A 21,992-nucleotide genomic window follows, 5' to 3' on the forward strand; every position below is an offset into this window, starting at 1 on the left:
GGGTTCACGACCCGCATCGAGAGGGGGACGGGTGCCGGGTCGATCTCGCACGGCTCGACGCTCCTCGCACGGCGGCGACGCGCACGCGCCGTGGTTTGACCCCTCAAGCCCGCGAAGCTCGTTAGTCCGTCAGGAGGTCCCAACATGAACATGCAGGACAGTCTCCGACTCGCCGCGATCCTCGCCTTGTCCTTCGTGGCCGCTGCCTGCGACGGCGCGGATGACACGGTCGGCGGATCCACCGCCCAGGTCCCCCAGCAGGCGGTGACCGAGGCTGCCCGACAGGTTCCGATGGCGCTCCTGGCCGCGGATCTCACGACGCGCTCGGTCGCGTTGACGTCGTCGGGGCAGTGCTCGGACGCGGTCGATCTGGGCGGGGGCCTCACCGCCAACTGCGTGCCATTCCAGAACGGTGTCAGCTTCTGGGTGACGGGCTCGCCGACTTCGGCCCCGTCCTGCCAAGTCGAGATCGGCATCAACGCGTTCCCGGGTCAGGGAGACGCCTACGAATTCACCGCGCAAGCCCTGGAGTCGTACATCGGGTGCAACCAGACCAACCACTACCTCGCCGCCAACGGAAGTGTCACCGCGGACGCCTCGGGCTCGGTGCAGTCGGCGTCCGCAACGATGGAACTGCTGGACCGGACCTGGCACTCGACCGCGCAGTCCCTCATGCTCGAGCAGCCTTCGGCCGGCTTCTCGTTGACCTTGGATTTCGGGACCGGAACCGGTCCGGTGAAGCAGAACGGAAGCACCGTGGCCACACTCACCGTGTCCGGCGGCTGCACCACGGTGAATTTCCTCGACGCGACGCTCACCGATTCGACGGTCTGCGCCTGGTAGGACCCCCGTTTCGGGCTTTTTGGCCCCGGTTCCCCGAACCGCCGCCTGACGGGGGCGTGGCGGACCTTGCCTTGGCGGGATAGCGTCTTAGTTCCTTCCACGCATGAAGGAACTCCGGGCTTCCCGGAGACGACGAGAGGAGTCTCGCCATGTTTTTCGACCCGATCTACTGGCTCGTGGTCGGAGCCGGTTTGGTCCTGAGCCTGTGGGCCTCGTTCAAGGTCAAGGGGACGTTCGCGAAGTACAGCCAGTTCGCCACCCGCTCCGGCATGAGCGGGGCCGACGTCGCCCGCCGGATTCTCGCGCAGAACGGGATCCACGACGTGGAGGTCGAGGCGATCCAGGGATCGCTGACCGACCACTACGACCCGCGAACCAAGACCCTTCGTCTGAGCGAGCCGGTGTTCGCCGGCCGCAGCATGGCCGCCTTCGGCGTCGCCGCGCACGAGGTCGGCCACGCGATCCAGCACGCCCGCGCCTACGCGCCCCTCAAGTGGCGCTCCGCGTGGGTCCCCGTCGCGAACATCGGCGGCGGGTTGTCGATGTTCGTGATCATGGCGGCCCTGTTCCTCGGCGGCGCGGCCTCCGCCACGGGACAGACGGTGGGCATGATCGGCGTCGTCCTCTTCGCCACGACGACGTTGTTCACGCTCATCACGCTTCCCGTCGAGTTCGACGCGAGCAAGCGCGCGCTCGCGACGCTGCAATCGGGCGGGTACGTCTCGACCGAGGAGTGGGCCGGCGCCAAGAAGGTGCTCGACGCGGCCGCGCTGACCTACGTCGCCGCCGCGATCACGTCGATCATGACGCTGCTCTACTGGGCGTACGCCCTGGGCCTTTTCGGCGGGCGACGCGACGACTGACGACGCGACGGGGTCAGGCCTGACCGATCAACCGGTCGACCTGACCCCGCATCTTCCCCACCCAACATCAAAAAGAAACCAGCGGATTCGCCGTAGCCAGGTACCGTCCTCCACAGCCGTTCCACCCGCTGGGAGGATGACGCTCATGATCGGGATTCCGCCTCGCCGGCTTTTCTGCGCCGTCGTGCTCATGACCTCGATCGCCTGCAACGCCACCAACCACGTCCTCGGGCCGAGCTCGGATGGGGGAGAGGCCGTGCGCGTCGCCGCCGCAGTGCTCGGCCTCGAGGAGGCCCCGTTGGCGCTCGCGGCGGGCGGCACCGTGATGCGAGTGTGGCCGCTTTCGTCCGCCTGCCCGTCGACGTACGACCTCGGCGGCGGCGTGACCGGCTCCTGCGTGCGGCTCGATCAGTCCGGTTACTACTACGGGAGCTACTACCAGTTCACGACCATCACCCTCAGCACCATGGCGTACCTCCCGGGTGGGGGGCCGGGGCTGGAGATGCCGTTCGACCTCCGCGTCGAGCCCGGGAACGACAACAGCTCTTTCCTTTCCGTGTGGGATGCCTACGCGAACGTGAACCAAGGCAACGGTGCGTGGAAGCTGAGCGGCCGCATCTACACGGATGCCGCCGGCAACACCGAAGACCTGCAGTTGAGCCTGCGAACCTCCCACTGCAACTGGTCCTTGCGGAGCGACTCGATCGAATTCCAGGTGCCGGGCATCCCCGCCGTGTCGGCCCGCGTCGAGCTCGACTCGGGCGCGGGAATCCTGAAGGTCGGAGGGGAAACCGCGGCGATCGCCACGGTATCCGGTGGATGCGTCACCTTCGACTTCGTCGATCCCGCGACGACCGATCATGCCACCTGCATGTGGTGACGTACGGCGCGTACCGGGACGGTGGTCACGGCCTCGGTCGGACGAGCGGGACCTCCCCTATTTCCTGACCGGAGCGTAGAACGACACGCCGCGCACGTTCTCGTCCACCTTCATCGACGCCTGCAGCGGCGGGAAGACGCGCTGCTCGCAGTCGCTGCGCTCGCACAGGCGGCAGGTGACGCCCACCGGCTTCGCCGCCGCCGGATTCTCGAGATCCACCCCGTCGGAGTAGACGAGTTCCCGTGCGAACTCGACCGGGCAGCCCATCTCGATCGCCTGCATCGCGTGGAGCGAGTGGTAGCCCCCGCCGTCCTTGCGGATCGTGCGCGCGAAGCAGAAGAAGGTCGTCCCGTCGGGCATCTGCGAGGTCTGGACGCGGAACATCCCCGGCGTGAGGAACGCCGCGTGCAGCGTCCAGCGAGGGCACGCCCCCGAGAACCGCGCGATACGGATCCCGGAACCCGAGAACCGCTTCGAGATGTTCCCGGCGACGTCGGCGCGCACGAGGTGGAACGGCACCCCCTCGGCGCCCGGCCGGCGCAGCGTCGTGAGGCGGTGGCAGACCTGCTCGAAACGCGTGCGGAAGCGGTGGCCGAGCAACTCGATGTCGTAGCGCTCCTCGCGCGCGGCCTTCACGAAGGGCTCGTAGGGCATCAGCACCGCCGCGGCGAAGTAGTTGGCGAGGGCGACGCGGGCGAGCGCCTTGGACTCCACGTTCGCGATTCCCGAATCGACCGAGATCCGCTCGAAGGTCGCCGATTGCGAGAGCAGGCCGATCTGATGGGCGAGCTGGAAGTTGCGCGAGCCTCGGCGAAGCACCTCGGAGAGCCGGAGCTCGCGGCGTTCCGGGTCCCACCGGCGCACCGCCCCGCCCATCGCCTGCACCATCTCGATCTTCACCGCCGCGCCGTGGGCGTCGCGCAGGTGTTTGGCGAGGGCGGTGAAGAGGTCGTCCCCCGGAAGTCGCGCGTCGCGCCAGAGCCGCTCGCCCGCCTCCTCGAGGTCCGGGAAGTAGTTCATGTGCCGCTGGACGAGGTCGCTCACCTCCTCGCCCGGGAGGCGGAAGTCACCGACTCCGGCGAGCTCCCCCCCTTCCGCCACCCGCTCGGCGAGGCTTCGCGCCGACTCCCTCGTGGCCCGGTAACTCTCGTAGAGCCCGAGGAGCGCCCGCGCCGCGCCGGGAGCCTGGGTGGCCAGCACCCGCACGTCGGCCGAGGTCAGCGCGTACGACTCGAAGATCGGGTCGCCGAACGCCTCCAGGAGGTCGGCGACCGTGTGCTCTTCGTCCTCTCCCGCGAGCTCCTTCAACTCGAGGCGGAAGTGCTGCGCGAGCCGCAGGAGCAGCTCCGCGCTCATCGTCCTGCGTCCGTGCTCGATCAGGTTCAGGTAACTCGCCGAGATCCCGAGTTTTTCGGCGAGGCGGACCTGGGTGAGCTGGTGGCGGCGCCGGAGGGTCCGGATCCGGGCGCCCAGGCGGAGGGCCGCGTCACTCTTCACACGCGGATATTTACAGCCTTGACAGATTCACAGCCACAAGTTTTCCAACTCCGACTTCCTTGACCCACGAACTTCGACCCTTTCGTTGCGCTGGAACCGATTTGTCAGGACCCTACCGATGTCCCGCGGCATCCGATCCCCCGGAGGACGCCCGTCCATGAGTTCCCCCCGATCCTCGCCCTCCCCCGACGTGCACCTTCGGGCCCCTATCCCCGTCGGAGGGGAGCGGATCCTGACCGCCGAGGCTCTCGGCTTCGTCGCGGAGCTCACCCGCACCTTCCGGCCCCGGGTCGAGGCGCTCCTCGAGCGCCGCCGCGAGGTGCAGGCTCGAAGGGACGCCGGGGAGATGCCGGCGTTCCTCGAGGAGACGCGCGAGATCCGAGAGTCGGAATGGACGGTCGCACCGATCCCGAAGGGCCTGGAGGATCGCCGCGTCGAGATCACCGGTCCCGTCGACCGGAAGATGGTGATCAACGCCCTGAACTCGGGTGCGTCCGTTTTCATGGCCGACTTCGAGGACGCCAACTCCCCCACCTGGGAGAACGTGGTCCTCGGCCAGGGGAACCTCTTCGACGCCGTCCGCGGCACGATCACCTACGACGACCCCGACACGGGGAAGTCCTACCGCCTGGCCTCGCGCACCGCGGTCCTGCTCGCCCGCCCGCGCGGCTGGCACCTGCTTGAGAAACACGCCGAGGTCGATGGCCGCCCGATCCCCGCATCCCTCTTCGACTTCGGCCTCTACTTCTTCCACAACGCCAAGGCACTGCTGGAAAAGGGGTCAGGCCCCTTTTTCTATCTCCCGAAAATGCAGAGCCATCTCGAGGCGCGGCTGTGGAACGACGTCTTCGTCCACGCGCAGCGCGCGCTCGGCATCCCCAACGGAACGATCCGAGGGACGGTGCTGATCGAGACCCTCCCCGCCGCGTTCGAGATGGACGAGATCCTCTGGGAGCTGCGCGACCACTCCGGCGGGCTCAACTGCGGGCGCTGGGACTACATCTTCAGCTTCATCAAGACGCTGCTCGCCCACCCCTGGGCGGTCCTCCCCGACCGCGCGCAGGTCACGATGGAGCAGCCGTTCCTCCGCGCGTACACGCAGCTCCTCGTCAAGACCTGCCACCGCCGCGGGATCCACGCGATGGGGGGCATGGCCGCGCAGATCCCGATCAAGCGCGACGCCGAGGCCAACCGCGTCGCCCTCGAGAAGGTCCGCCACGACAAGCAGCGCGAGGTGCGGGACGGCCACGACGGAACGTGGGTGGCGCACCCCGGACTCGTCCCGGTCGCGAAAGAGATCTTCGACGAGCACATGCCGACTCCCAACCAGCTGCACAAACGGCGCGAGGACGTGCACGTCGGCGCTTCCGACCTCCTCGCCGTCCCGCAGGGGACGCGCACGGAGAAGGGACTCCGCTGGAACGTGCGCGTCGGCGTGCAGTACCTCGAGGCGTGGCTTCGCGGCTCGGGGTGCGTGCCGCTGTACGACCTCATGGAGGACGCCGCGACCGCGGAGATCTCGCGGACGCAGATCGCCCAGTGGATCCGCCACGCCGCCCTGCTCGAGGACGGCCGCCCCGTCACCCGCGAGCTCCTCGCGACGATCGTCGCCGAGGAGATCACCGCGGTGAAACGCGAGGCGGGCGACCTCGCCGGCCGCAGGTTCGACGACGCCGCCGCGCTGTTCGAGCAGGTCGCTGCGGCCGACCCCTTCGTTCCTTTCCTGACCCTTCCTGCCTACGACGTCCTGACCCGGGAGGCCTGACGATGGACCGCTTCAAGGGAATCGAACGCCCCTACACCTCGAAGGACGTCCAGCGCCTGCGCGGGAGCGTGCGGATCGCCCACACCCTCGCCGACCTCGGCGCCCGCCGGCTGTGGGACCTCCTGACGACGCGTTCGTACGTGCACTCCCTCGGCGCGATCACGGGGAACCAGGCGGTGCAGATGGTGCGCGCCGGCCTCGAGGCGATCTACGTCAGCGGATGGCAGATCGCCGCCGACGGGAACACCTCCGCGCAGACCTACCCCGACCAGAGCCTCTACCCGGTGGACAGCGTCCCGCGCTTCGTGAAGCGCCTCAACCAGGCCCTCCAGCGCGCCGACCAGATCGAGCACGCGGAGGGCGGCGCCAAGCGCCGCTGGTTCGTCCCCCTCGTCGCCGACGCCGAGGCCGGATTCGGCGGTCCCCTCAACGCCTTCGAGCTCATGAAGGCGATGATCGAGGCGGGGGCCGCCGGAGTGCACTTCGAGGACCAGCTCGCCTCCGAGAAGAAGTGCGGGCACATGGGCGGGAAGGTCCTGATCCCCGTGTCCCAGTTCATCCGGACGCTCACCGCCGCACGCCTCGCCGCCGACGTCTGCGACGTGCCGACGGTCCTCATCGCCCGCACCGACGCCGACAGCGCGAAGCTGCTGACCTCGGACATCGACCCGATCGACAAGCCGTTCTGCACCGGCCAGCGCACGCCCGAGGGGTTCTTCCGGATCACGGGCGGCCTCGACATGGCGATCGCCCGCGGCCTCGCCTACGCGCCTTACGCCGACCTGATCTGGTGCGAGACCTCGCACCCCGACCTCGACGAGGCGCGCCGCTTCGCCGAGGGGATCCACGCGAAGTTCCCCGGGAAGATGCTCGCCTACAACTGCTCGCCGTCGTTCAACTGGAGAAAACACCTCGACGAGGCGACGATCGCGAAGTTCCAGCGCGAGCTCGGCGCGATGGGGTACAAGTTCCAGTTCGTCACCCTCGCCGGCTTCCACGCCCTCAACTACGGGATGTTCGAGCTCGCGCTCGGATACCGCGACCATGGGATGGCCGCGTATTCGAAGCTCCAGCAGGAGGAGTTCGCCGCGGAGAAGGACGGCTACACCGCGACCCGCCACCAGCACGAGGTCGGCACCGGATACTTCGACGAGGTCGCCCAGGTGATCTCGGGGGGCACGGCGTCCACGGTCGCGCTGAAGGACTCGACGGAGAAGGAGCAGTTCTAGGGAGTTCCGCCCCGCCGGTACACCACCCGGAACCTCCTCACCGGAGGCTCCTCGGCGTCCATGAACCGCTCGAACGAGCGAACGACGAGGCCCTGCTCGAGGAACCCGGCGAGATCGGCGTCGGAGAGCGGGAAGGGCGGGTGCGGCGACGGGGGCTCGTCCTCGCGGCCACGGCACAACAAGAGGAGCCTCCCGGTCGGGGCGACGAACCCGGCGATCGAACGTATCGCGACGGCGCGGGCCTCCACGGGGAGCGCCTGCAGCGTGTACGACTCGAAGACGAAGGCGAACCGCCCCGCCCAGGACGCCGGCGGCGCCAGGGCGTCCGCGACCTCGTAGCGGACCGCCGTCTTCGGGAACCGCCGCTTCGCGGTCGCGATCGCCGTCGGGGCGACGTCGAACGCCGTCACGTCGAACCCCGCGGAGGCCAGCGCCTCCGCGTCGTCCCCCAGCCCGCAGCCGACGACGAGGCAGGACCGATCGGCCCCGGGCGCCTCGGACGCAAGCCACTCGATGAGGTGCGGATTGGGCGCGAGCTTCGCCCACGGGATCCTCGACCAGTCCCCGTCGACGGAACGGTAGAGCTCGTCGAACCAGCCCGTCGCGTCCCCGTTCGCGTGGGACTCGAGGGCGCGGCGGCGCATGTCCTCGCGGTCGTCCATGCCCGCCATTATGCCGTCAGCCCGCGAGCCTCCCGAACCAGCTCGCCAGCTGCGCGAGGTCGTTGCCGTCCACGATGCCGTTGCGCGTGAGGTCGCAGTCGGCGTCGTAGTTCGGCTGGCCGGTGGCAGAGCCGAAGGCGCGGCCGAAGCGCGCGAGGTCGACTCCGTCCACCCTTCCCGAGAGGTCGATGTCCGAGGCGAGCAGCGCCCACTCGCAGGTGTCGCCGATGCCGTCTCCGTCGAAGTCGAGCTGGGTCGCGTTCGAGGCGCTCGGGCAGTTGTCCGATCCGCCGCAGACGCCGTCGTTGTCCGGGTCGGGGCCGCTCCCCACGAGGCAGACCTCGCAGACGTCGCCGATCCCGTCCCCGTCCCCGTCCGCCTGGTTCGCGTTCGCGGTCGTCGGGCAGTTGTCGCAGACGTCGCCGACCGCGTCGCCGTCGACGTCCTGCTGGCCGCCGTTCGACAGGGCCGGGCAGTTGTCGACCGGCGCCGCGAGGTCGTCGCCGTCCTTCGTGCAGGCGATCGTCGTGACGAGGTCGGCCTGGGTCGAGGGGGGCGGCGCGTGGAACGCGGCGCAGTCGGTCGCGTCGAGGACGCTGTTCGTCCCGTCCGTGGACTGGTACATGATGAAGCTCGCGTCCCCCTTGTGGCCGAGTCCGGCGTTGTGACCGTACTCGTGGAGCCACACCACGGACTCGGTCCCCGAGCTCCCCGAGCGCACGATCGCCATCCCGTTCCCGGGCGTGTACGCGCAGCCGATGATGTTCGTCCCCGCGCCGCCGCAGTAGTTGATCGCGCGGACGATCTTCACGCGCGCCGTGCCGGCGTTGAGGACCTGCGTGAGCTCGTCCTGCGTGTCGATCGCGTCGAGCCCGTCCCCCGCCGTGCCGAAGGACTGCGCCGCGCCGCTGCGCACGACCCGGATGCAGCAGGCGACGTCGGTCGCGTTGTCGCCGCGCCCCGCCCTCAGCGACGCGTCGGCCAGGCGCAGGTCGAGGGTCGAGGCCGTCATCGGCGAGTTGAGGTCGGGGTGGTTCGCGAAGGTCAGCCGGTTGTCGTGGGAGGCGTTGGAGGGGTCGGCAACCGAAGCGGCCTCGACGGGAGGCTCCGACGGGACGCCCGGCGCCAGGTCGGCCGGCGCCACGAGTGCCTCCTGCGCCCCCCGGGCGAATCGCCCGAGGCGGGGGTCGGCGGCGAGGGCCTCGAGTCGGGAGCGCGCCTCGGCGGAACCGGTGAAGGCCAGGGCGCGGATCGCCCGCTCGACGAGGTCGTCGCGCGTCGACGGGCCGTAGGCGCCGCGCGCGACGGCGCCGTCGAGGGGGCCGCCGCCCGGGGTTGCGGTCGCGAGCAGGAACGAAAGCGCGGCGCCGTCCCCTCGCGCGGCGATGCGGCCCAGCGCCTCGGGGGCGGTCAGAAGCGCCCGGTCCTCCTCGGGAATCGCGGGGGATGCGACGGGGTTTTCGAGGAACGCCACGAGCTCGGGGGTCGACTCCGGGCCTCCGAGATACGCGAGCATCGCGACCACGTTGTCGCGTCGGGTGAACGACGGATCCCGAAGCAGCCGAAGCAGCTCGGGGACGCCGTCCCGGCCCACCTCCCGGAGGGCGATCTCCCCGGTCATCCCGTGAATCCACGTCCGCTCGGCGGTTTCCCGGACTCCGGCCGAGGCCTTCGGCGCGGCGAGCGCGAGGAGAAGGAGCGCGACGACGGAACGGTGCGGCATGGAGGGTCTCCGGAGCGGCCGGCTCCAAGCATCGTCCCCGGTTCGGGTGGGTGCAAGCGGCGTCCGGCGGGGCTTGGAGCCGCTTGTCATAATGCGCGGGTCCGCCTGACCCACCAAAAAGAAAGGGAAAAACGATGGGCTCTGCAGCTTCCAAGGAAGCGATCAAGGCCATCCGGGACTGGCATACCAGCCAGGGGCCGGCCAAGGCGACCTCCATCTTCAATCCCGCGGAGTACGGGAGCCTGACCTTCAACGACGAGGTCCAGCGCGCCCGGCTCCCGAAGCCCGTCTATCAGGCCCTTCGACAGACCATCGCGCACGGCGCACCCCTCGACCCCTCCGCCGCCGATGCCGTCGCCTCCGGCATGAAGGAGTGGGCGGTCGAGCACGGCGCGACCCACTACACGCACTGGTTTCAGCCCCTCACCGGCACGACCGCGGAGAAACACGACTCGTTCTTCCAGCCCACCGCCGACGGCCGCGCGGTCGCGGACTTCAGCGGCAAGGAGCTGATCAAGGGCGAGCCGGACGCGTCGAGCTTCCCGTCGGGGGGCATGCGCTCCACCTTCGAGGCGCGCGGGTACACCGCGTGGGACCCGACCTCTCCGCCGTGGCTGCTCAAGAGCCCGAACGGGACGACGCTCGTCATTCCGACCGCCTTCGTGTCGTGGACCGGCGAGGCGCTCGACAAGAAGACCCCGCTGCTCCGCTCGATGGAGGCCCTCTCCGCGCAGGCGGTCCGGGTGCTCAAGCTCTTCGGCTCGAAGGCCTCGCGCGTGGTCGCGACCTGCGGCCCCGAGCAGGAGTACTTCCTGATCGACCGCATCTTCTATTTCAACCGCCCCGACCTGATCCACTGCGGGCGGACGTTGTTCGGGGCGAAGCCGCCGAAGGGCCAGGAGCTCGAGGACCAGTACTTCGGCCACATCCCCGAGCGCGTGCTCGCCTGCATGATGGACGTCGAGGCGGAGCTTTACCGCTGCGGCGTGCCGGTGAAGACGCGGCACAACGAGGTCGCGCCGAGCCAGTACGAGGTCGCCCCGATCTTCGAGAACGCCAACGTCGCGACCGATCACCAGATGATGACGATGGAGGCGCTCAAACGCATCGCGCCCAAGTACGGGCTCGCCGCTCTCCTCCACGAGAAACCGTTCGCCGGCGTCAACGGCTCCGGTAAACACGTCAACTGGTCGATCTCCGACGACCTCGGGAACAACCTCCTGAGCCCCGGGGACTCGCCGCACGACAACGTGCAGTTCCTGGTCTTCTGCGCGGCGGTCGTCCGCGCGATCGACAAGTTCCAGGGGCTCCTTCGCATGTCCATCGCCTCGGCGGGGAACGATCATCGCCTCGGCGCCAACGAGGCGCCCCCGGCGATCATCTCGGTCTTCCTGGGCGACATGCTCACGGAGGTCCTCGAGCAGATCGAGCAGGGAGGCGCCAAGACCACGAAGCAGGGAGGCCTCCTGCACACCGGCGTCTCGACGCTCCCGCAGCTCCCGCGTGACGCGGGGGACCGCAACCGCACCTCGCCGTTCGCCTTCACCGGGAACAAGTTCGAGTTCCGCGCGGTGTCGTCGAACCAGTCGATCGCGTTCCCGAACATCGCGCTGAACGTCGCGGTCGCCGAGTCGCTCGACTCCATCGCGGGAGAGCTCGAGACGGCCGTCTCCAACGGCGAGAAGCTCGAGGAAGCGGTCGCCAAGCTCCTCCCCGGCCTGCTCAAGCAGCACAAACGCATCATCTTCAACGGCAACGGCTACGCCAAGGAGTGGGAGATCGAGGCCGGAAAACGCGGCCTGCTGAACCTGCGCAACTCCGTGGACGCCTTCCCCGAGCTCGTGAAGCCCGAGGTCCTCAGGGCGTTCGAGAAGTTCAAGGTCCTCAACGAGCGCGAGCTCCAGGCGCGTTACGAGATCGCTCTCGAGCAGTACAACAAGACCGTCAACATCGAGGCGCAGACGATGGTGCTGATGGCGAACCGGTACATCCTGCCGGCCGCCTTCGAGTACCAGAAGGCGATCGCCGACACCGTGAGCGCCTCGAAGGCCGCGGGGGCGGAGTGCACGGAGGGGACGAAGCTCCTCAAGAAGCTGTGCGACCTCGTCTGCGACCTCAGAAAGCGGACCGACGCCCTCGAGCACGAGCTCGAGCACTCCGGAGGCTCGGCCCTCGACCACGCGAAGCACTTCCGGGACAAGGTCGTCCCGGCGATGAACGCGCTGCGGGACACCGGGGACGCGATCGAGTACCTGGTCCCCAGCGAGAAGTGGCCGCTTCCGACCTATCGCGAGATGTTGTTCATCAAGTAGGCCGGATGCGTCGAACGATTCCGATCCTCGTGGTCGCGGCGGCCGCCCTCTCCTGCGGGCGGTCCGCCGCGCCGCCGACGGCGGTCGAAGGCCTCCCCGTCCTCCTCGAGTTCTACAGCGACACCTGACCGGCCTGCGCGCGCTTCGCCCGTGCGGCGAAGGAGGACCCGACCGTCGTCTCCGAGCTGAAGCGGGTCGTCCTGAAGAAGGTCGACGCCAACAGCGAGGAGGGCGGCGCCGCCGCCGACCGCTACTTCGTCGAGGGGCTCCCCGCGTTCGTGCTGATCCGTCCCTCCGACGGGGCGCTGATCGACCACTGGTCGGGGTACCGCGGCCCCGGAGATTGGATCGCGCGGCTGGGCGTCGCGCTCTCCGATCCCGTCACCGAAACCGACCGGCGCGCGCGGTTCCAGCAGCAACCGAGCGCGAACGACGCGCTCGCCCTCGCCCGCCTCGCCGACGCACGCAAGGACTGGGGGGAGTCGGCGCGCTGGATCCGCGAGGCGGGGCGCGTCGAGCCCCGGCTGCGGGCCGAACACGCGGTTGACCTGCTCTTCGCAATGGCGCGCGGCGTTCCCAACCGCGACTTCACCGTCGCGCAGGTGCTGGGGCAGGCCGCGATCGTGCGCGACGGCGCCGCGACGACTCCCGAGGCGCACCTGCGCGCCGCGGCGGCCCTCGCCGATCTCGCAGAGCAGCAGGAGGACCCCGCGATCGTCGCGCCGTTCCTGTCCAAGGCGATGGAGGCGAGTGCATCGATCCAGGACCCCGACCTCGTGGCGCTGCGGGCGCAGCTTCTCGTCCTCGAGGCGCTCCACGTCGCGAAGGACCCCGTCCGGGCGGCCGCGCTGAAGAAGGACGCGATGGCGCCGGGGTGGCAGGAGTCCGCCGACGGGCTGAACGAATACGCGTGGTGGTGCGCCCGGCAGAAGGTCAACCTCGCGGAGGCCGAGGCCTTCGCCCGCCGGGGCGTGGAGAAGTCCGAGGGAGGCGCCGCGCGCGCGCAGGTCCTCGACACGCTCGCGGAGATCCTCTTTCTCCGGGGAGATCGCGAGGGTGCCGCGGCGACCGCGAGGCAGGCGGTGGAGATGGACCCGGCGAATCCCTGGTATCGGAAGCAGGTGGCGAGGTTTGCCGGGGCCCGGTCGGCGCGTTAACCGCCGCCACCCGTTCCTCGCTGCATCACCCCCTCGACTCGGGCGGCCCGCTCGGCCGCGTCCCGCTCGAGGCAAGCCGTCACCACCGCGTCGATCCAGGCGGGCACGCCCGGCGCGAGACGGGACGGCGGAGGCACGGGACGCGAGCCGGCCGCTCCCCTCAGCCCACCCGGATCCGCGTGGAAGAGCAGGCGACCCGTCGCCATCTCCCACAACACGACCCCGAGCGAGAACCAGTCGCTCGCGGGCCCGGGCTCGCAGAGCCGTGTGAGCTGTTCCGGCGAGGCGTACGCGGGGGTGAATCCGGACGCCTGGCCGCTCCGCCCCGTCCATCGCGCCATCGTGAAGTCGGTCAGCACCGCCGCGGGATCGTCACCGGGAACCGTGAGCAGGAGGATGTTCGCCGGCTTGACGTCGAGGTGCGCGACGCCCCGCCCGTGCGCGTACCGTAACGCGCCCGCGACGTTGCGGAGCACCTCGAGGCACAACGTGGAGGACATCGGACGGCCGGCACGGATCAGGACGTCGAGGCCGGGCCCGTCCACGAACGGCATCACGATGTACGGGGTCCCCTCCGCGATCCCGTAGTCGTAGATCTCGATGATCCCCGGATGGCTCAGCCCCGCCGCCGTGCGCGCCTCCGAGCGGAACGCGGCGAGGGTGTGCGGATCGTCCCGCAGGTGCGGGTGGAGGACCTTGATGGCGACCGCGCGCCCCAGGACCGTGTCGAAGGCGCGATGGACGATCCCCTGCCCTCCTTCCCCGATGACCGCCTCCAGGCGGTATCGTCCCGCGAGCAGCGCGGGATCGAGCGTGAGCGTCGGATCGGACTCGGCGGAGGCGGAGATCTCGGCCGCGGCGGACTCGGCGGCGACGGCGACGATCCGCGACCGCGCCTCGCCGATCGTGACCGCTTCCGAGACTTTCCGGAGGTCCTCGAGCATCCGCGAGGCGTCGCGATAGCGGGCCGTCGATTCCGGATGGAGCGCCCGCTCGAAGAGATGCCTCGTCTGCGGCGGGACGACCCCCGCCAGGCGGTCGAGGGGAAGCGCACCCATCCCGGCGATGCGGCGCAGCGTCTCCTGGAGGTCGCGCGGCGGCGGCGCGTCGCCGAACACGGGGTGACGTCCGCACAGCAGCTCGAGCAACACGACGGCGAGGGAGAAGCAGTCCGAGGCCGGCCCGACCTCCTCCCCGCGCGCCTGCTCCGGGGACATGTAGAGCGGCGTGCCGAGTACGTGGCGCGGCTCGCTCAACCGGGACCGGTCGCGCACGAACGCGAGTCCGAAGTCGGCGAGGTAGGCCTCGCCGTCGTCCAGCAGCACGTTCGAGGGCTTGACGTCGCGATGCACGATCCCACGCTCGTGCGCGAAGGCCAGGGCGTCGCAGACGTCGGTGGCCCACGCCAGCGCCTCCCACGCCGACACACCCCGTCCCGCGGCGTCGGCGAGCGTGCCGCCCTCCATGAGCCGCGTCGCGAAGTACACCCACGCGCCGTGTTCGCCCGCGTGGTAGATCGGGACGACGTGGGGATGCTCGAGGCGCGCGAGGGCCGTCGCCTCGCGCAGGAAGCGTCGCGCGTGGTGACGCGGTGCGAACCGCACCTTCTCGAAGACCTTGAGCGCGACCGGGCGATCGAGGTACGCCTGCCGCGCGCGGTAGACGCGTGCCGCCGACCCCGAGGCGAGGAGCTCCTCGATCTCGAACGCCCCCAGCCTGGTTCCCGCAGGAAGATCGGTCACGCCGCTCACGACCATGTCCCGCGCGTTTTACGACGCCTTTACATTCGCGCCAACTTTTTTCGGGGGGACGGTCGAAAACCGCGATCCCGCCGCGATGACTCGTTGTAAATGGGGACGGTCCCCAATTTTCCCGGAGGCTGCGAATGCGTTATCTGCTCCTGATCTACGAGAACGAGAAGGCCTGGATGTCGATCCCCGAGGACCAGCAGGGGGCGATCTTCGGCGAGTACATGGCGTTCACCGAGTCGATCAAGAAGTCCGGGAACCTGCTGGGCGGAGATCCGCTCCAGCCGACCGACACCGCGACGTGCGTGCGCGTCCGCGAAGGCAAGCGCCTGGTCACCGACGGCCCCTTCGCCGAGACCCGCGAGCAGCTCGGCGGCTACTACCTCGTCGACGCGAAGGACCTCGACGAGGCGATCGCCATCGCCGAGCGCATCCCCTCCGCGCGAATGGGCACGATCGAGATCCGCCCGATCATGGAGCTGCCGGCCTGAGCGACCTCTCCCGCCTCTTCCGCGAGGAAGGGCCGCGCGTGCGCGCCGCGGTGCTGCGCGTCGTGCGCGATTTCGACCTCGCGGAGGAGGCGATGCAGGACGCCTGCGTCGCGGCGCTCGAGCAGTGGCCGCGCGAGGGCGCCCCGGCGAATCCAGGCGCCTGGCTCGCCGCGACCGCGCGGAACAAGGCCATCGACCGCCTGCGACGCCGCTCGCGCACGGCCCCCCTCGACGCGGCCCCGGAGCCCGCGATTTCCCCGGACGAGATCGAAGCCGCCGCCGTCGAGGACGACCGGCTTCGGCTGATCTTCACCTGCTGCCACCCCGCGATCGCCCTCGAGGCGCAGGTCGCGCTCACCCTCCGCACGTTGTGCGGTCTCACGACCGAGGAGATCGCGCGCGCGTTCCTCGTGCCGGTGCCGACGATGGCGCAGCGTCTGGTGCGCGCGCAGCGGAAGATCCTCGACGCGGGCATCCCCTACGAAGTCCCGGAGCCCGGCGCGCTCCCGGCGCGCCTCGACGCGGTGCTTGCGGTCGTGTACCTGATCTTCAACGAGGGGTACGCCGCGACCGAAGGGCGCGACCTCGTGCGCGCCGACCTCTGCGACGAGGCGATCCGCCTCGGACGCCTGATCGACGCCCTGCTCCAAGGACGCGCCGAGGTCGAGGGGCTGCTCGCGCTGATGCTCCTGCACGACTCGAGGCGTGCGGCGCGCGTCGACGCCGCCGGCGACCTCGTCCTCCTCGAGGACCAGGACCGCACCCGCTGGGACCGGGGGAAGATCCTCGAGGGGCTCGTCCTCGTCGAGCGGGCGCTGCGCCGCGCTCCGCCGGGACCCCATACGCTGCAGGCCGCGATCGCCGGCGTGCACGCCCGCGCCACGACGGCCTCCGAGACCGACTGGCGCGAGATCTCGATCCTCTACGCCCTCCTCGCGCGCGCGGCGCCGTCCCCCGTCGTCGAGGTCAACCGCGCGGTGGCCGTGGCGTTCGCGGAGGGGTGGGAGGTCGGACTGCGCCTGCTCGACCGCCCCGACCTGCGCGCACGGGTCACCTCCTTCCTCCCGTACCACGCGGCGCGAGCGGACCTGCTCCGGCGCCTCGGCCGCCGCGACGAGGCGGCGGCGGCCTACCGGCGCGCGCTCGAGTGCGCTCCCAACGAGGCGGAGCGCCGGTACCTCACCCGACGGCTCAACGGCTGACGCTCGCGACCGCGACCTCCGCCCCGTCGTGCAACCCGCCGCCGCCGGCGACGACCACCTGCTCTCCGCCCCTGAGCCCGTCCTCGACGAAGACGAACCCTTCGTCGCGGCCGATCTCGCGCACGTCGCGGCGGATGGACTTCCCGCCCTCGACGAGCCACACGAACGAGCGCCCCTCGTCTCGCTGCAGCGCCTCGGCCGGGACCGCGGGCACGCCCGCGACCGCCGGGAGCTCCAGGGTCGCGGTGCAGAAGAGGTTCGCCTGGAGCGTCCCCTCGCGGTTGTCCACCTCGATCTTCACGCGGAACGTGCGCGTCACGAGATCGACCTTCGGGTTCACCGCGACGACCTTCCCGGGGACGCTGTCGCTCCCCGAACGGGTCTTCACCGAGACGGCGAGCCCGAGGGGGATCCGCCCCGCGTAGGGCTCCGGAACCTCCATCTCCGCCTCGAGCACGGAGAGGTCCATGATCTCGACCACGACGTCGCCTCGCGCGACGTATTCGCCGCGCTGGCGGGAGCGCCCGGTGATCACGCCGTCGTACGGGGCCCGGAGCGTCGCGTCGTCGAGAGCCTGGCGCGCCTGCGAGACGTGCGCCTTCGCCTCGTTCAGCGACGCGACGGCCTCCTCGTGCGCGCTCGCCGCCAGGTCGCGCATCTGCTCGGTCGCCGAGCCCTCCTTGAACAGCCCCTCCATCCTTCGCTTCTCACGCTCGCGGTCGGCGAGGGCCGCCGTCGCGCGGGCGTGGGCCGCCTCGGCCTGCTCGAGGGCGTTGCGGTACTCCGCGGTGCGCACCTGCATCAGCACCTGCCCCGCCGAAACGCGCCGGCCGATGTCGACGGGGAGGTCGTCGATCCGCCCCTCGGACAGCGCCCGCAGCTCCGCGTGGCGCTTCGGCACGAGCGTGCCGGTCGTCTCGACGATCGGGCTCAGGTCCCGGAGCACGACCGCCGCCGTCTCGACTTTCTGGGGATCGAGCGCCTCGGACTTCGGCGTGCTCGGCGGGGCGTCCGCCTTCTCGGCGGTGCAGGCGGCGCCGGTGACGGTCAGGCCCGCGATCAGGAGGAGCGGGAGTACGGTCTGTTTCATGGCGGGAGCATCCTTCGAGGAGCGGCCGAACAGCCGGGCGAACCACGCCGCGGCGTCGTCGAACATCAGGTAGATGACGGGGATCACGACGAGGGTGAGGAGGGTCGAGGTCAACACGCCGCCCATCACGACGACGGCGAGCGGCGCCCGTGTCTCGCCCCCCTCCGACAGCGCGAAGGCGACGGGGGCGATGCCGATGAACGACGACGCGGCGGTCATGAGGATCGGGCGCAGGCGGATCGGCCCCGCGATCAGCATCGCGCGGACCTTGTCCACCCCCTTCTCCCGCTGCTGGTTCGCGAAGTCGATCAGGAGGATCGCGTTCTTGGTCACGATCCCCATCAGCATGATGATGCCGATGAACGAGAAGATGTTCAGGGTCTTCCCGGTGAGGAGCAGCGCCCCGAAGACGCCGACCATCGTGAACGGAAGCGACAACATCACGGTGAACGGGTGCACGAACGACTCGAACTGCACCGCGAGCACCATGTAGATGATGAGCAGCGCCAGCACGAGGGCGGTGACGAGGGCCGCGGAGGACTCGGCGGCGGTCTGCGAGCGGCCGGTGAGGCGCGTGGACCAGCGGCCGTCCTGCGGGAGGTGGCGGTCGACGGCGGCCTGCACGCGCTCGAGCCCCTCGTTCTCGGCGATTCCGGTCACGTTCGCGTAGAGGGTCACCGAGCGCCGACGGTCGAAGCGGTTGATCGCGTTCGGGCCGACCCCCTCCTCGACGGAGATCAGGTTGGGGGCCTTGATCAGCGAGCCGTCGCGGGCGCGGACCGACAGGCGCTGCAGGTCCTCGGCGCGTTTGCGGTACTGCGGCAGGGCCCGGACGCGGATGTCGTAGCGGTAGCCGCCGTCCTTGAACTTCGCCGCCTCGACTCCGCCGAACATCGCGTAGATCTCCCCGGAGATCGACTGGACGTCCACCCCGAGATCGTCGGCGAGGCCGCGATTCACCGTCACCTTCACGTCGGGCTTGGTGACCCGCAGGTCGCTGTCGATGTCCACGAGGCCGCCGGAGCGCCTCAGGTCGTCCTTGATCTTCTCGGCGACCGCGGCGAGCTCGCGGGTCGTGGGACCCTGGAGCACGAGCGCGATCGCCGTGTTGCGCCCGGCGCCCCCGAACTGATCGAAGGTCTGGAACTGCGAGATCATGTCGGGGAACTTCGCGAACTCCGCGCGCAGCTCGTCCATCACGACGAACTGCGACTTCTCGCGATCCCCCTTCGGCACCAGGTTGATGAACATCATCCCCTGGTTGACCTCGCCGGAGTCGTTGAGCCCCACCGCGGTGAACCCGCTCTCGACCTCGGGGAGGGCGAAGAGCACCTTCTCGAGCTCCTTCAGGCGCAGGTTCGTCTGGTCGATCGAGGTCCCCGTCGGGAGCTCGAAGGTCATGAAAAAGCTCGACTGGTCGGCGGGAGTCGTGAACTCCCCCTTCACCTGAGTCGCGAGAACGAGGCCGCCGGCGAGCGCGACGACCGCGAGGGCCACTGTCGTCCACCGGCGGACGACGGCCCACTCGAGAAGGCCGCGGTATCGGGACTCGAGCCCCTCGAAGAAGCGTTCGAGGGTGCGGTAGAAGCGGGTGTGGGTCGCGCCGACGCGCAGCATCCGCGAGGACATGTACGGGGTGAGGGTCAGCGCCACGAGCGCCGAGGCGACGATCGTCACCGCGACCGTCAGGCCGAACTGGTAGAAGAAGCGGCCGATCAGCCCCTCCATGAAGGCGACCGGAATGAACACCGCGGCGATCGAGGAGGTCGCGGCGAGGACGGCGAAGCCGACCTCGGCGGTCCCGCGCCGCGCCGCCTCGCGGGCCTCCTGACCCTCCTCGACGTGGCGGAAGATGTTCTCGAGGACGACGATCGCGTCGTCGATGACGAGCCCCACGGCGAGCGACATCGCGAGCATGGTCATGTTGTTCACGGTGAAGTCGAGCGCCTTCATCACGGTGAACGCCGCGACGAGCGAGATCGGGATCGACACGACGCTGATCAGCGTCGTCCGCGACTCGCGCAGGAACAGGTACATGATCAGCGCGGTCAGCAGGATCCCGAACACGATGTCGTGCTGGACCCCCTCCATCGATCCCTTGATGAAGGTGGAGGAGTCGTAGGCCATGTCGAGGTGAACGCCCGCGGGAAGGAGCTGGCGCAGCTCGGGGATCTTCGCCTTCACCGCCTCGGCGACGGCGACCGTGTTGGCGCCGGACTGCTTGCGGATCCCCAGACCGATCGTGGGGCGCCCGTTGAAGTAGGCGATCGAGCGCAGGTCCTTGAAGCCGTCGTCCACGCGGCCGACGTCCTCCAGGCGCGTCACGACCCCGCCGCGCTCGGAGACGACCAGGCGCCTGAGCTCCTCGACCGAGCCGTATTCCCCCTCGACCTTCACCGTCAGCTCGCGCTCGGCGGTCTCGATGCGGCCCCCGGGGAGCTCGACGTGTTTGGTGCGGATCGCCTGGATGACGTCCTGCGCGGTGAGCGAGCGCGCCTCGAGCTTCGGGGGGTCGAGCCAGATGCGGATCTCGCGGTCGCGAAGGCCCCCCAGCCACACGTTCGCGACCCCGGGGATCGACTGCAGCCGCTCCTTCGCCACCTTGTCGGAGAAGAAGACGAGGGTCCCGTAGTCGGCGGTTCCGCCCACCGAGAGCCACATGATGGGGAAGTTCGCCATGTTGAACTTGTCGACGATCGGTTCCTTCACGTCGTCGGGAAGGAACTCGCGGGCGAGGTTGACCTTCGCGCGGACCTCGGCGGCGGCGACGTCGATGTCCTTGTCGAGCTCGAACTCCACGGTGATGAAGGACAACCCCTCGAAGCTCTGCGAGGTCAGCGTCTTGATGCCGGCGATCGCCTTGATCTGCTCCTCGAGGGGATCGGTGACGTCCTGGTCCACCACCTCCGGGGAGGCTCCGACGAGGATCGTGCGGACGGTCACGGTGGGCAGCTCGACGTTGGGGAAGGCGTCGATCCCCATCCCGCGGAAGGCCAGCCAGCCGAAGATGACGAGGGCGCCCATGACGGTGATCGTGGTCACCGGGCGCCGGATGGAGGTGTCGGAGATCCACATGACCTACCTCCCCCCGGCGTCCGCGGCCGGGGCCACGAGCGACCCCCTCGCGAGCGCCAGGTCGAGCCGCGCCACGGCGTGTGCGTGGAGCGAGGTAAAGTAAAGCGTCTGCGCCTGGACGAGCGCGGCGCGGGCCTCGAGGACGTCGACCTGGTCGAGGGTCCCCTCCCGGTAGCCGACCTCCGCCAGGCGCAGCCCCTCGCGGGCCTGCTCGAGGCTGGCCTGCTGGGCGTCCACCGCCTCGGCGGCGTCCTGCACGCGTGCCACCGCGAGGCGGACCTCGTAGCGCGCCCGTTCCCGCGCGTCGTCCCGGTCGAGCTCCGCCTGCCGGCGGGCGGCCTCCTCCTGCATCAGGCGGCCCGAGCGACGGCCGCCGTCGAAGACCGAAAACGACAGGGTCACCCCCGCCTGCCACGTGTCCCCCCACGTGTTCTGCGTCGAGAGCACGGGGTCGGGCTTCGCGTAGGTCTCGTGGAAGAAGGCCTCCAGCCGCGGGAAGAACTCCGACCTCGCGACCTTCACCGCCTGCTCCCTGAGCTTGGTCGTGAGGTCCGCGCGGAGGAGGTCGGGGCGCTGCCGCAGCGCCTCCTCCGCGGCGGCCGTCTCGTCCGCGGACTCGGGCCGGTACGCGAGGGTCTCCACGAGCTCGACCGCGCTCTGCTGGGACACGCCGAGGACCCGGAAGAGGTCCGCCTCCGCCGTGTGCAGCTGGTTCTTGTAGGCGACCCTCAGGGCCCTCGCGTTCGAGACCTCCACCTTCGAGCGGAGGACGTTGAAGTCCGACGCGACGCCGTACTTCCGCTTCGTCTCGACGTCCCTCAGGAGCGACTCCGTCAGCCGCAGCGAGTTCTCGGCGACCTTGGACTGCTCCTGGACGAGCAACACCCGGTAATAGGCGACGGTCGCGTCGTACACGGCGCGCTCGGTCGCCTGGCGGACCAGGGTGTCGGCGAACACGTCGTACAGGCGGGCCGCGCGCAGCGCCGCCGCCGCGCGCCCGCCCTGGAACAGGGGCTGCGTCACGCTGAGCTCGGCGCGGTAGTTGTTGAGGAAGCCGAACCGGATGAAGACGTTCTCGCCGGTCGCGGGGTCGAGGATGTTGAACCCGCTCTCGGAGCCCAGGCGCGTGTAGGAGGCGTCGAGGTCGATCTGCGGGAGGGCCTCTCCCCACGCTTCCTTCAGCTTCCCGTCCGCCGAGCGACGCTCCTCCACCGCCTTCTGGAGGTCCCGGTTGTGGGTCAGCGCGAGCTTGACGGCGTCCTCCAGGGTGAGCTTGCCGGAGATGGCCGGGGCCTCGACGGGAACCGTCGACGCGAGGGCGAGGAGGAGACCTGCGGCGATCATGCGATGCCTCCCGCGGTGCCGCGGATCCCCGCGGCGGTGAACGCGACGACGCGGTCCGCGAGCTCCTCGAACGCGAAGCCGAACGACCGCTCCTCGGCGAGCGTCCCGAGC

At 70.0% G+C, this 21,992-nt stretch carries 16 protein-coding genes; 10 read left to right on the forward strand and 6 right to left on the reverse strand.

Annotation, left to right across the window (positions count from 1 at the left end):
* Positions 1-144: 144 nt before the first annotated feature.
* The 3 genes from VF139_11825 (at position 145) to VF139_11835 (ending at position 2,586) form a co-directional block, all read left to right on the forward strand.
* Positions 145-843, forward strand: coding sequence for a hypothetical protein (locus tag VF139_11825; GenBank protein ID HEX6852078.1), 699 nt, complete (start codon positions 145-147; stop codon positions 841-843).
* Positions 844-992: 149 nt separating this feature from the next.
* The gene (locus VF139_11830; GenBank protein HEX6852079.1) at positions 993-1,706 is read left to right on the forward strand and encodes a zinc metallopeptidase; all 714 of its coding nucleotides are present in this window, start codon (positions 993-995) and stop codon (positions 1,704-1,706) included.
* 136 nt (positions 1,707-1,842) lie between these two features.
* On the forward strand, positions 1,843-2,586 hold the full coding sequence (locus tag VF139_11835) for a hypothetical protein (protein HEX6852080.1): 744 nt from the start codon (positions 1,843-1,845) through the stop codon (positions 2,584-2,586).
* A 57-nt stretch (positions 2,587-2,643) separates the two neighbouring features.
* On the opposite strand, the gene VF139_11840 is transcribed toward VF139_11835, so the two are convergent.
* Positions 2,644-4,083 carry a short-chain fatty acyl-CoA regulator family protein gene (locus VF139_11840; protein HEX6852081.1) on the reverse strand — a complete coding sequence of 480 codons (1,440 nt, stop codon included), beginning with the start codon at positions 4,081-4,083 and terminating at the stop codon, positions 2,644-2,646.
* Between the two features lie 157 nt (positions 4,084-4,240).
* On the opposite strand from VF139_11840, the gene aceB reads away from it, so the two are divergent.
* Both aceB and aceA read left to right on the forward strand, forming a co-directional pair.
* Positions 4,241-5,848: a malate synthase A gene (aceB, locus tag VF139_11845; GenBank protein HEX6852082.1), complete on the forward strand. Its 1,608-nt coding sequence runs from the start codon at positions 4,241-4,243 to the stop codon at positions 5,846-5,848.
* A 2-nt stretch (positions 5,849-5,850) separates the two neighbouring features.
* On the forward strand, positions 5,851-7,077 hold the full coding sequence (aceA, locus tag VF139_11850) for an isocitrate lyase (protein HEX6852083.1): 1,227 nt from the start codon (positions 5,851-5,853) through the stop codon (positions 7,075-7,077).
* Here the strand turns inward: aceA and VF139_11855 are convergent.
* Positions 7,074-7,739, reverse strand: a complete 666-nt coding sequence (locus VF139_11855; protein ID HEX6852084.1) for a class I SAM-dependent methyltransferase — start codon at positions 7,737-7,739, stop codon at positions 7,074-7,076. The two genes, aceA and VF139_11855, sit on opposite strands and share 4 nt — an antisense overlap.
* 16 nt (positions 7,740-7,755) lie before the next feature.
* Positions 7,756-9,462, reverse strand: coding sequence for a thrombospondin type 3 repeat-containing protein (locus VF139_11860; protein HEX6852085.1), 1,707 nt, complete (start codon positions 9,460-9,462; stop codon positions 7,756-7,758).
* A 134-nt stretch (positions 9,463-9,596) separates the two neighbouring features.
* Between VF139_11860 and VF139_11865 the strand changes: the two genes are divergently transcribed.
* The 3 genes from VF139_11865 to VF139_11875 all read left to right on the forward strand — a co-directional run bounded on the left by VF139_11865 (position 9,597) and on the right by VF139_11875 (position 12,931).
* Positions 9,597-11,774: a glutamine synthetase III gene (locus VF139_11865; GenBank protein HEX6852086.1), complete on the forward strand. Its 2,178-nt coding sequence runs from the start codon at positions 9,597-9,599 to the stop codon at positions 11,772-11,774.
* A 5-nt stretch (positions 11,775-11,779) separates the two neighbouring features.
* A complete protein-coding gene (locus VF139_11870; GenBank protein HEX6852087.1) occupies positions 11,780-11,902 on the forward strand; it encodes a hypothetical protein in 123 nt (40 codons plus the stop codon).
* A gap of 150 nt (positions 11,903-12,052) precedes the next feature.
* Positions 12,053-12,931 carry a hypothetical protein gene (locus VF139_11875; protein ID HEX6852088.1) on the forward strand — a complete coding sequence of 293 codons (879 nt, stop codon included), beginning with the start codon at positions 12,053-12,055 and terminating at the stop codon, positions 12,929-12,931.
* On the opposite strand, the gene VF139_11880 is transcribed toward VF139_11875, so the two are convergent.
* Entirely contained in the window at positions 12,928-14,688 is a 1,761-nt protein-coding gene (locus VF139_11880) for a serine/threonine-protein kinase (protein HEX6852089.1), read from the reverse strand. The two genes, VF139_11875 and VF139_11880, sit on opposite strands and share 4 nt — an antisense overlap.
* 128 nt (positions 14,689-14,816) lie before the next feature.
* On the opposite strand from VF139_11880, the gene VF139_11885 reads away from it, so the two are divergent.
* Together VF139_11885 and VF139_11890 are read left to right on the forward strand one after the other, a co-directional pair.
* Positions 14,817-15,170, forward strand: a complete 354-nt coding sequence (locus VF139_11885; protein ID HEX6852090.1) for a YciI family protein — start codon at positions 14,817-14,819, stop codon at positions 15,168-15,170.
* Entirely contained in the window at positions 15,167-16,372 is a 1,206-nt protein-coding gene (locus VF139_11890; protein ID HEX6852091.1) for an RNA polymerase sigma factor, read from the forward strand. Before VF139_11885 ends, VF139_11890 begins: the two co-directional genes overlap by 4 nt.
* Here VF139_11890 and VF139_11895 read toward each other — a convergent pair.
* Together VF139_11895 and VF139_11900 are read right to left on the reverse strand one after the other, a co-directional pair.
* Positions 16,362-20,537, reverse strand: coding sequence for an efflux RND transporter permease subunit (locus VF139_11895; protein ID HEX6852092.1), 4,176 nt, complete (start codon positions 20,535-20,537; stop codon positions 16,362-16,364). The two genes, VF139_11890 and VF139_11895, sit on opposite strands and share 11 nt — an antisense overlap.
* A gap of 3 nt (positions 20,538-20,540) precedes the next feature.
* Positions 20,541-21,881: a TolC family protein gene (locus VF139_11900; protein HEX6852093.1), complete on the reverse strand. Its 1,341-nt coding sequence runs from the start codon at positions 21,879-21,881 to the stop codon at positions 20,541-20,543.
* Between the last annotated feature and the right edge of the window lie 111 nt (positions 21,882-21,992).

It is taken from the genome of Candidatus Polarisedimenticolaceae bacterium (assembly GCA_036376135.1).
GTDB lineage: Bacteria > Acidobacteriota > Polarisedimenticolia > Polarisedimenticolales > DASRJG01 > DASVAW01.

Coding starts and splice junctions, on each gene's coding strand:
- VF139_11825 (HEX6852078.1), top strand. CDS start 145: ATGAACATGCAGGACAGTCTCCGACTCGCCGCGATCCTCGCCTTGTCC.
- VF139_11830 (HEX6852079.1), top strand. CDS start 993: ATGTTTTTCGACCCGATCTACTGGCTCGTGGTCGGAGCCGGTTTGGTC.
- VF139_11860 (HEX6852085.1), bottom strand. CDS start 9,462: ATGCCGCACCGTTCCGTCGTCGCGCTCCTTCTCCTCGCGCTCGCCGCG.
- VF139_11885 (HEX6852090.1), top strand. CDS start 14,817: ATGCGTTATCTGCTCCTGATCTACGAGAACGAGAAGGCCTGGATGTCG.
- VF139_11895 (HEX6852092.1), bottom strand. CDS start 20,537: ATGTGGATCTCCGACACCTCCATCCGGCGCCCGGTGACCACGATCACC.
- VF139_11855 (HEX6852084.1), bottom strand. CDS start 7,739: ATGGACGACCGCGAGGACATGCGCCGCCGCGCCCTCGAGTCCCACGCG.
- VF139_11880 (HEX6852089.1), bottom strand. CDS start 14,688: ATGGTCGTGAGCGGCGTGACCGATCTTCCTGCGGGAACCAGGCTGGGG.
- VF139_11870 (HEX6852087.1), top strand. CDS start 11,780: ATGCGTCGAACGATTCCGATCCTCGTGGTCGCGGCGGCCGCCCTCTCC.
- VF139_11865 (HEX6852086.1), top strand. CDS start 9,597: ATGGGCTCTGCAGCTTCCAAGGAAGCGATCAAGGCCATCCGGGACTGG.
- VF139_11835 (HEX6852080.1), top strand. CDS start 1,843: ATGACGCTCATGATCGGGATTCCGCCTCGCCGGCTTTTCTGCGCCGTC.
- aceA (HEX6852083.1), top strand. CDS start 5,851: ATGGACCGCTTCAAGGGAATCGAACGCCCCTACACCTCGAAGGACGTC.
- aceB (HEX6852082.1), top strand. CDS start 4,241: ATGAGTTCCCCCCGATCCTCGCCCTCCCCCGACGTGCACCTTCGGGCC.
- VF139_11900 (HEX6852093.1), bottom strand. CDS start 21,881: ATGATCGCCGCAGGTCTCCTCCTCGCCCTCGCGTCGACGGTTCCCGTC.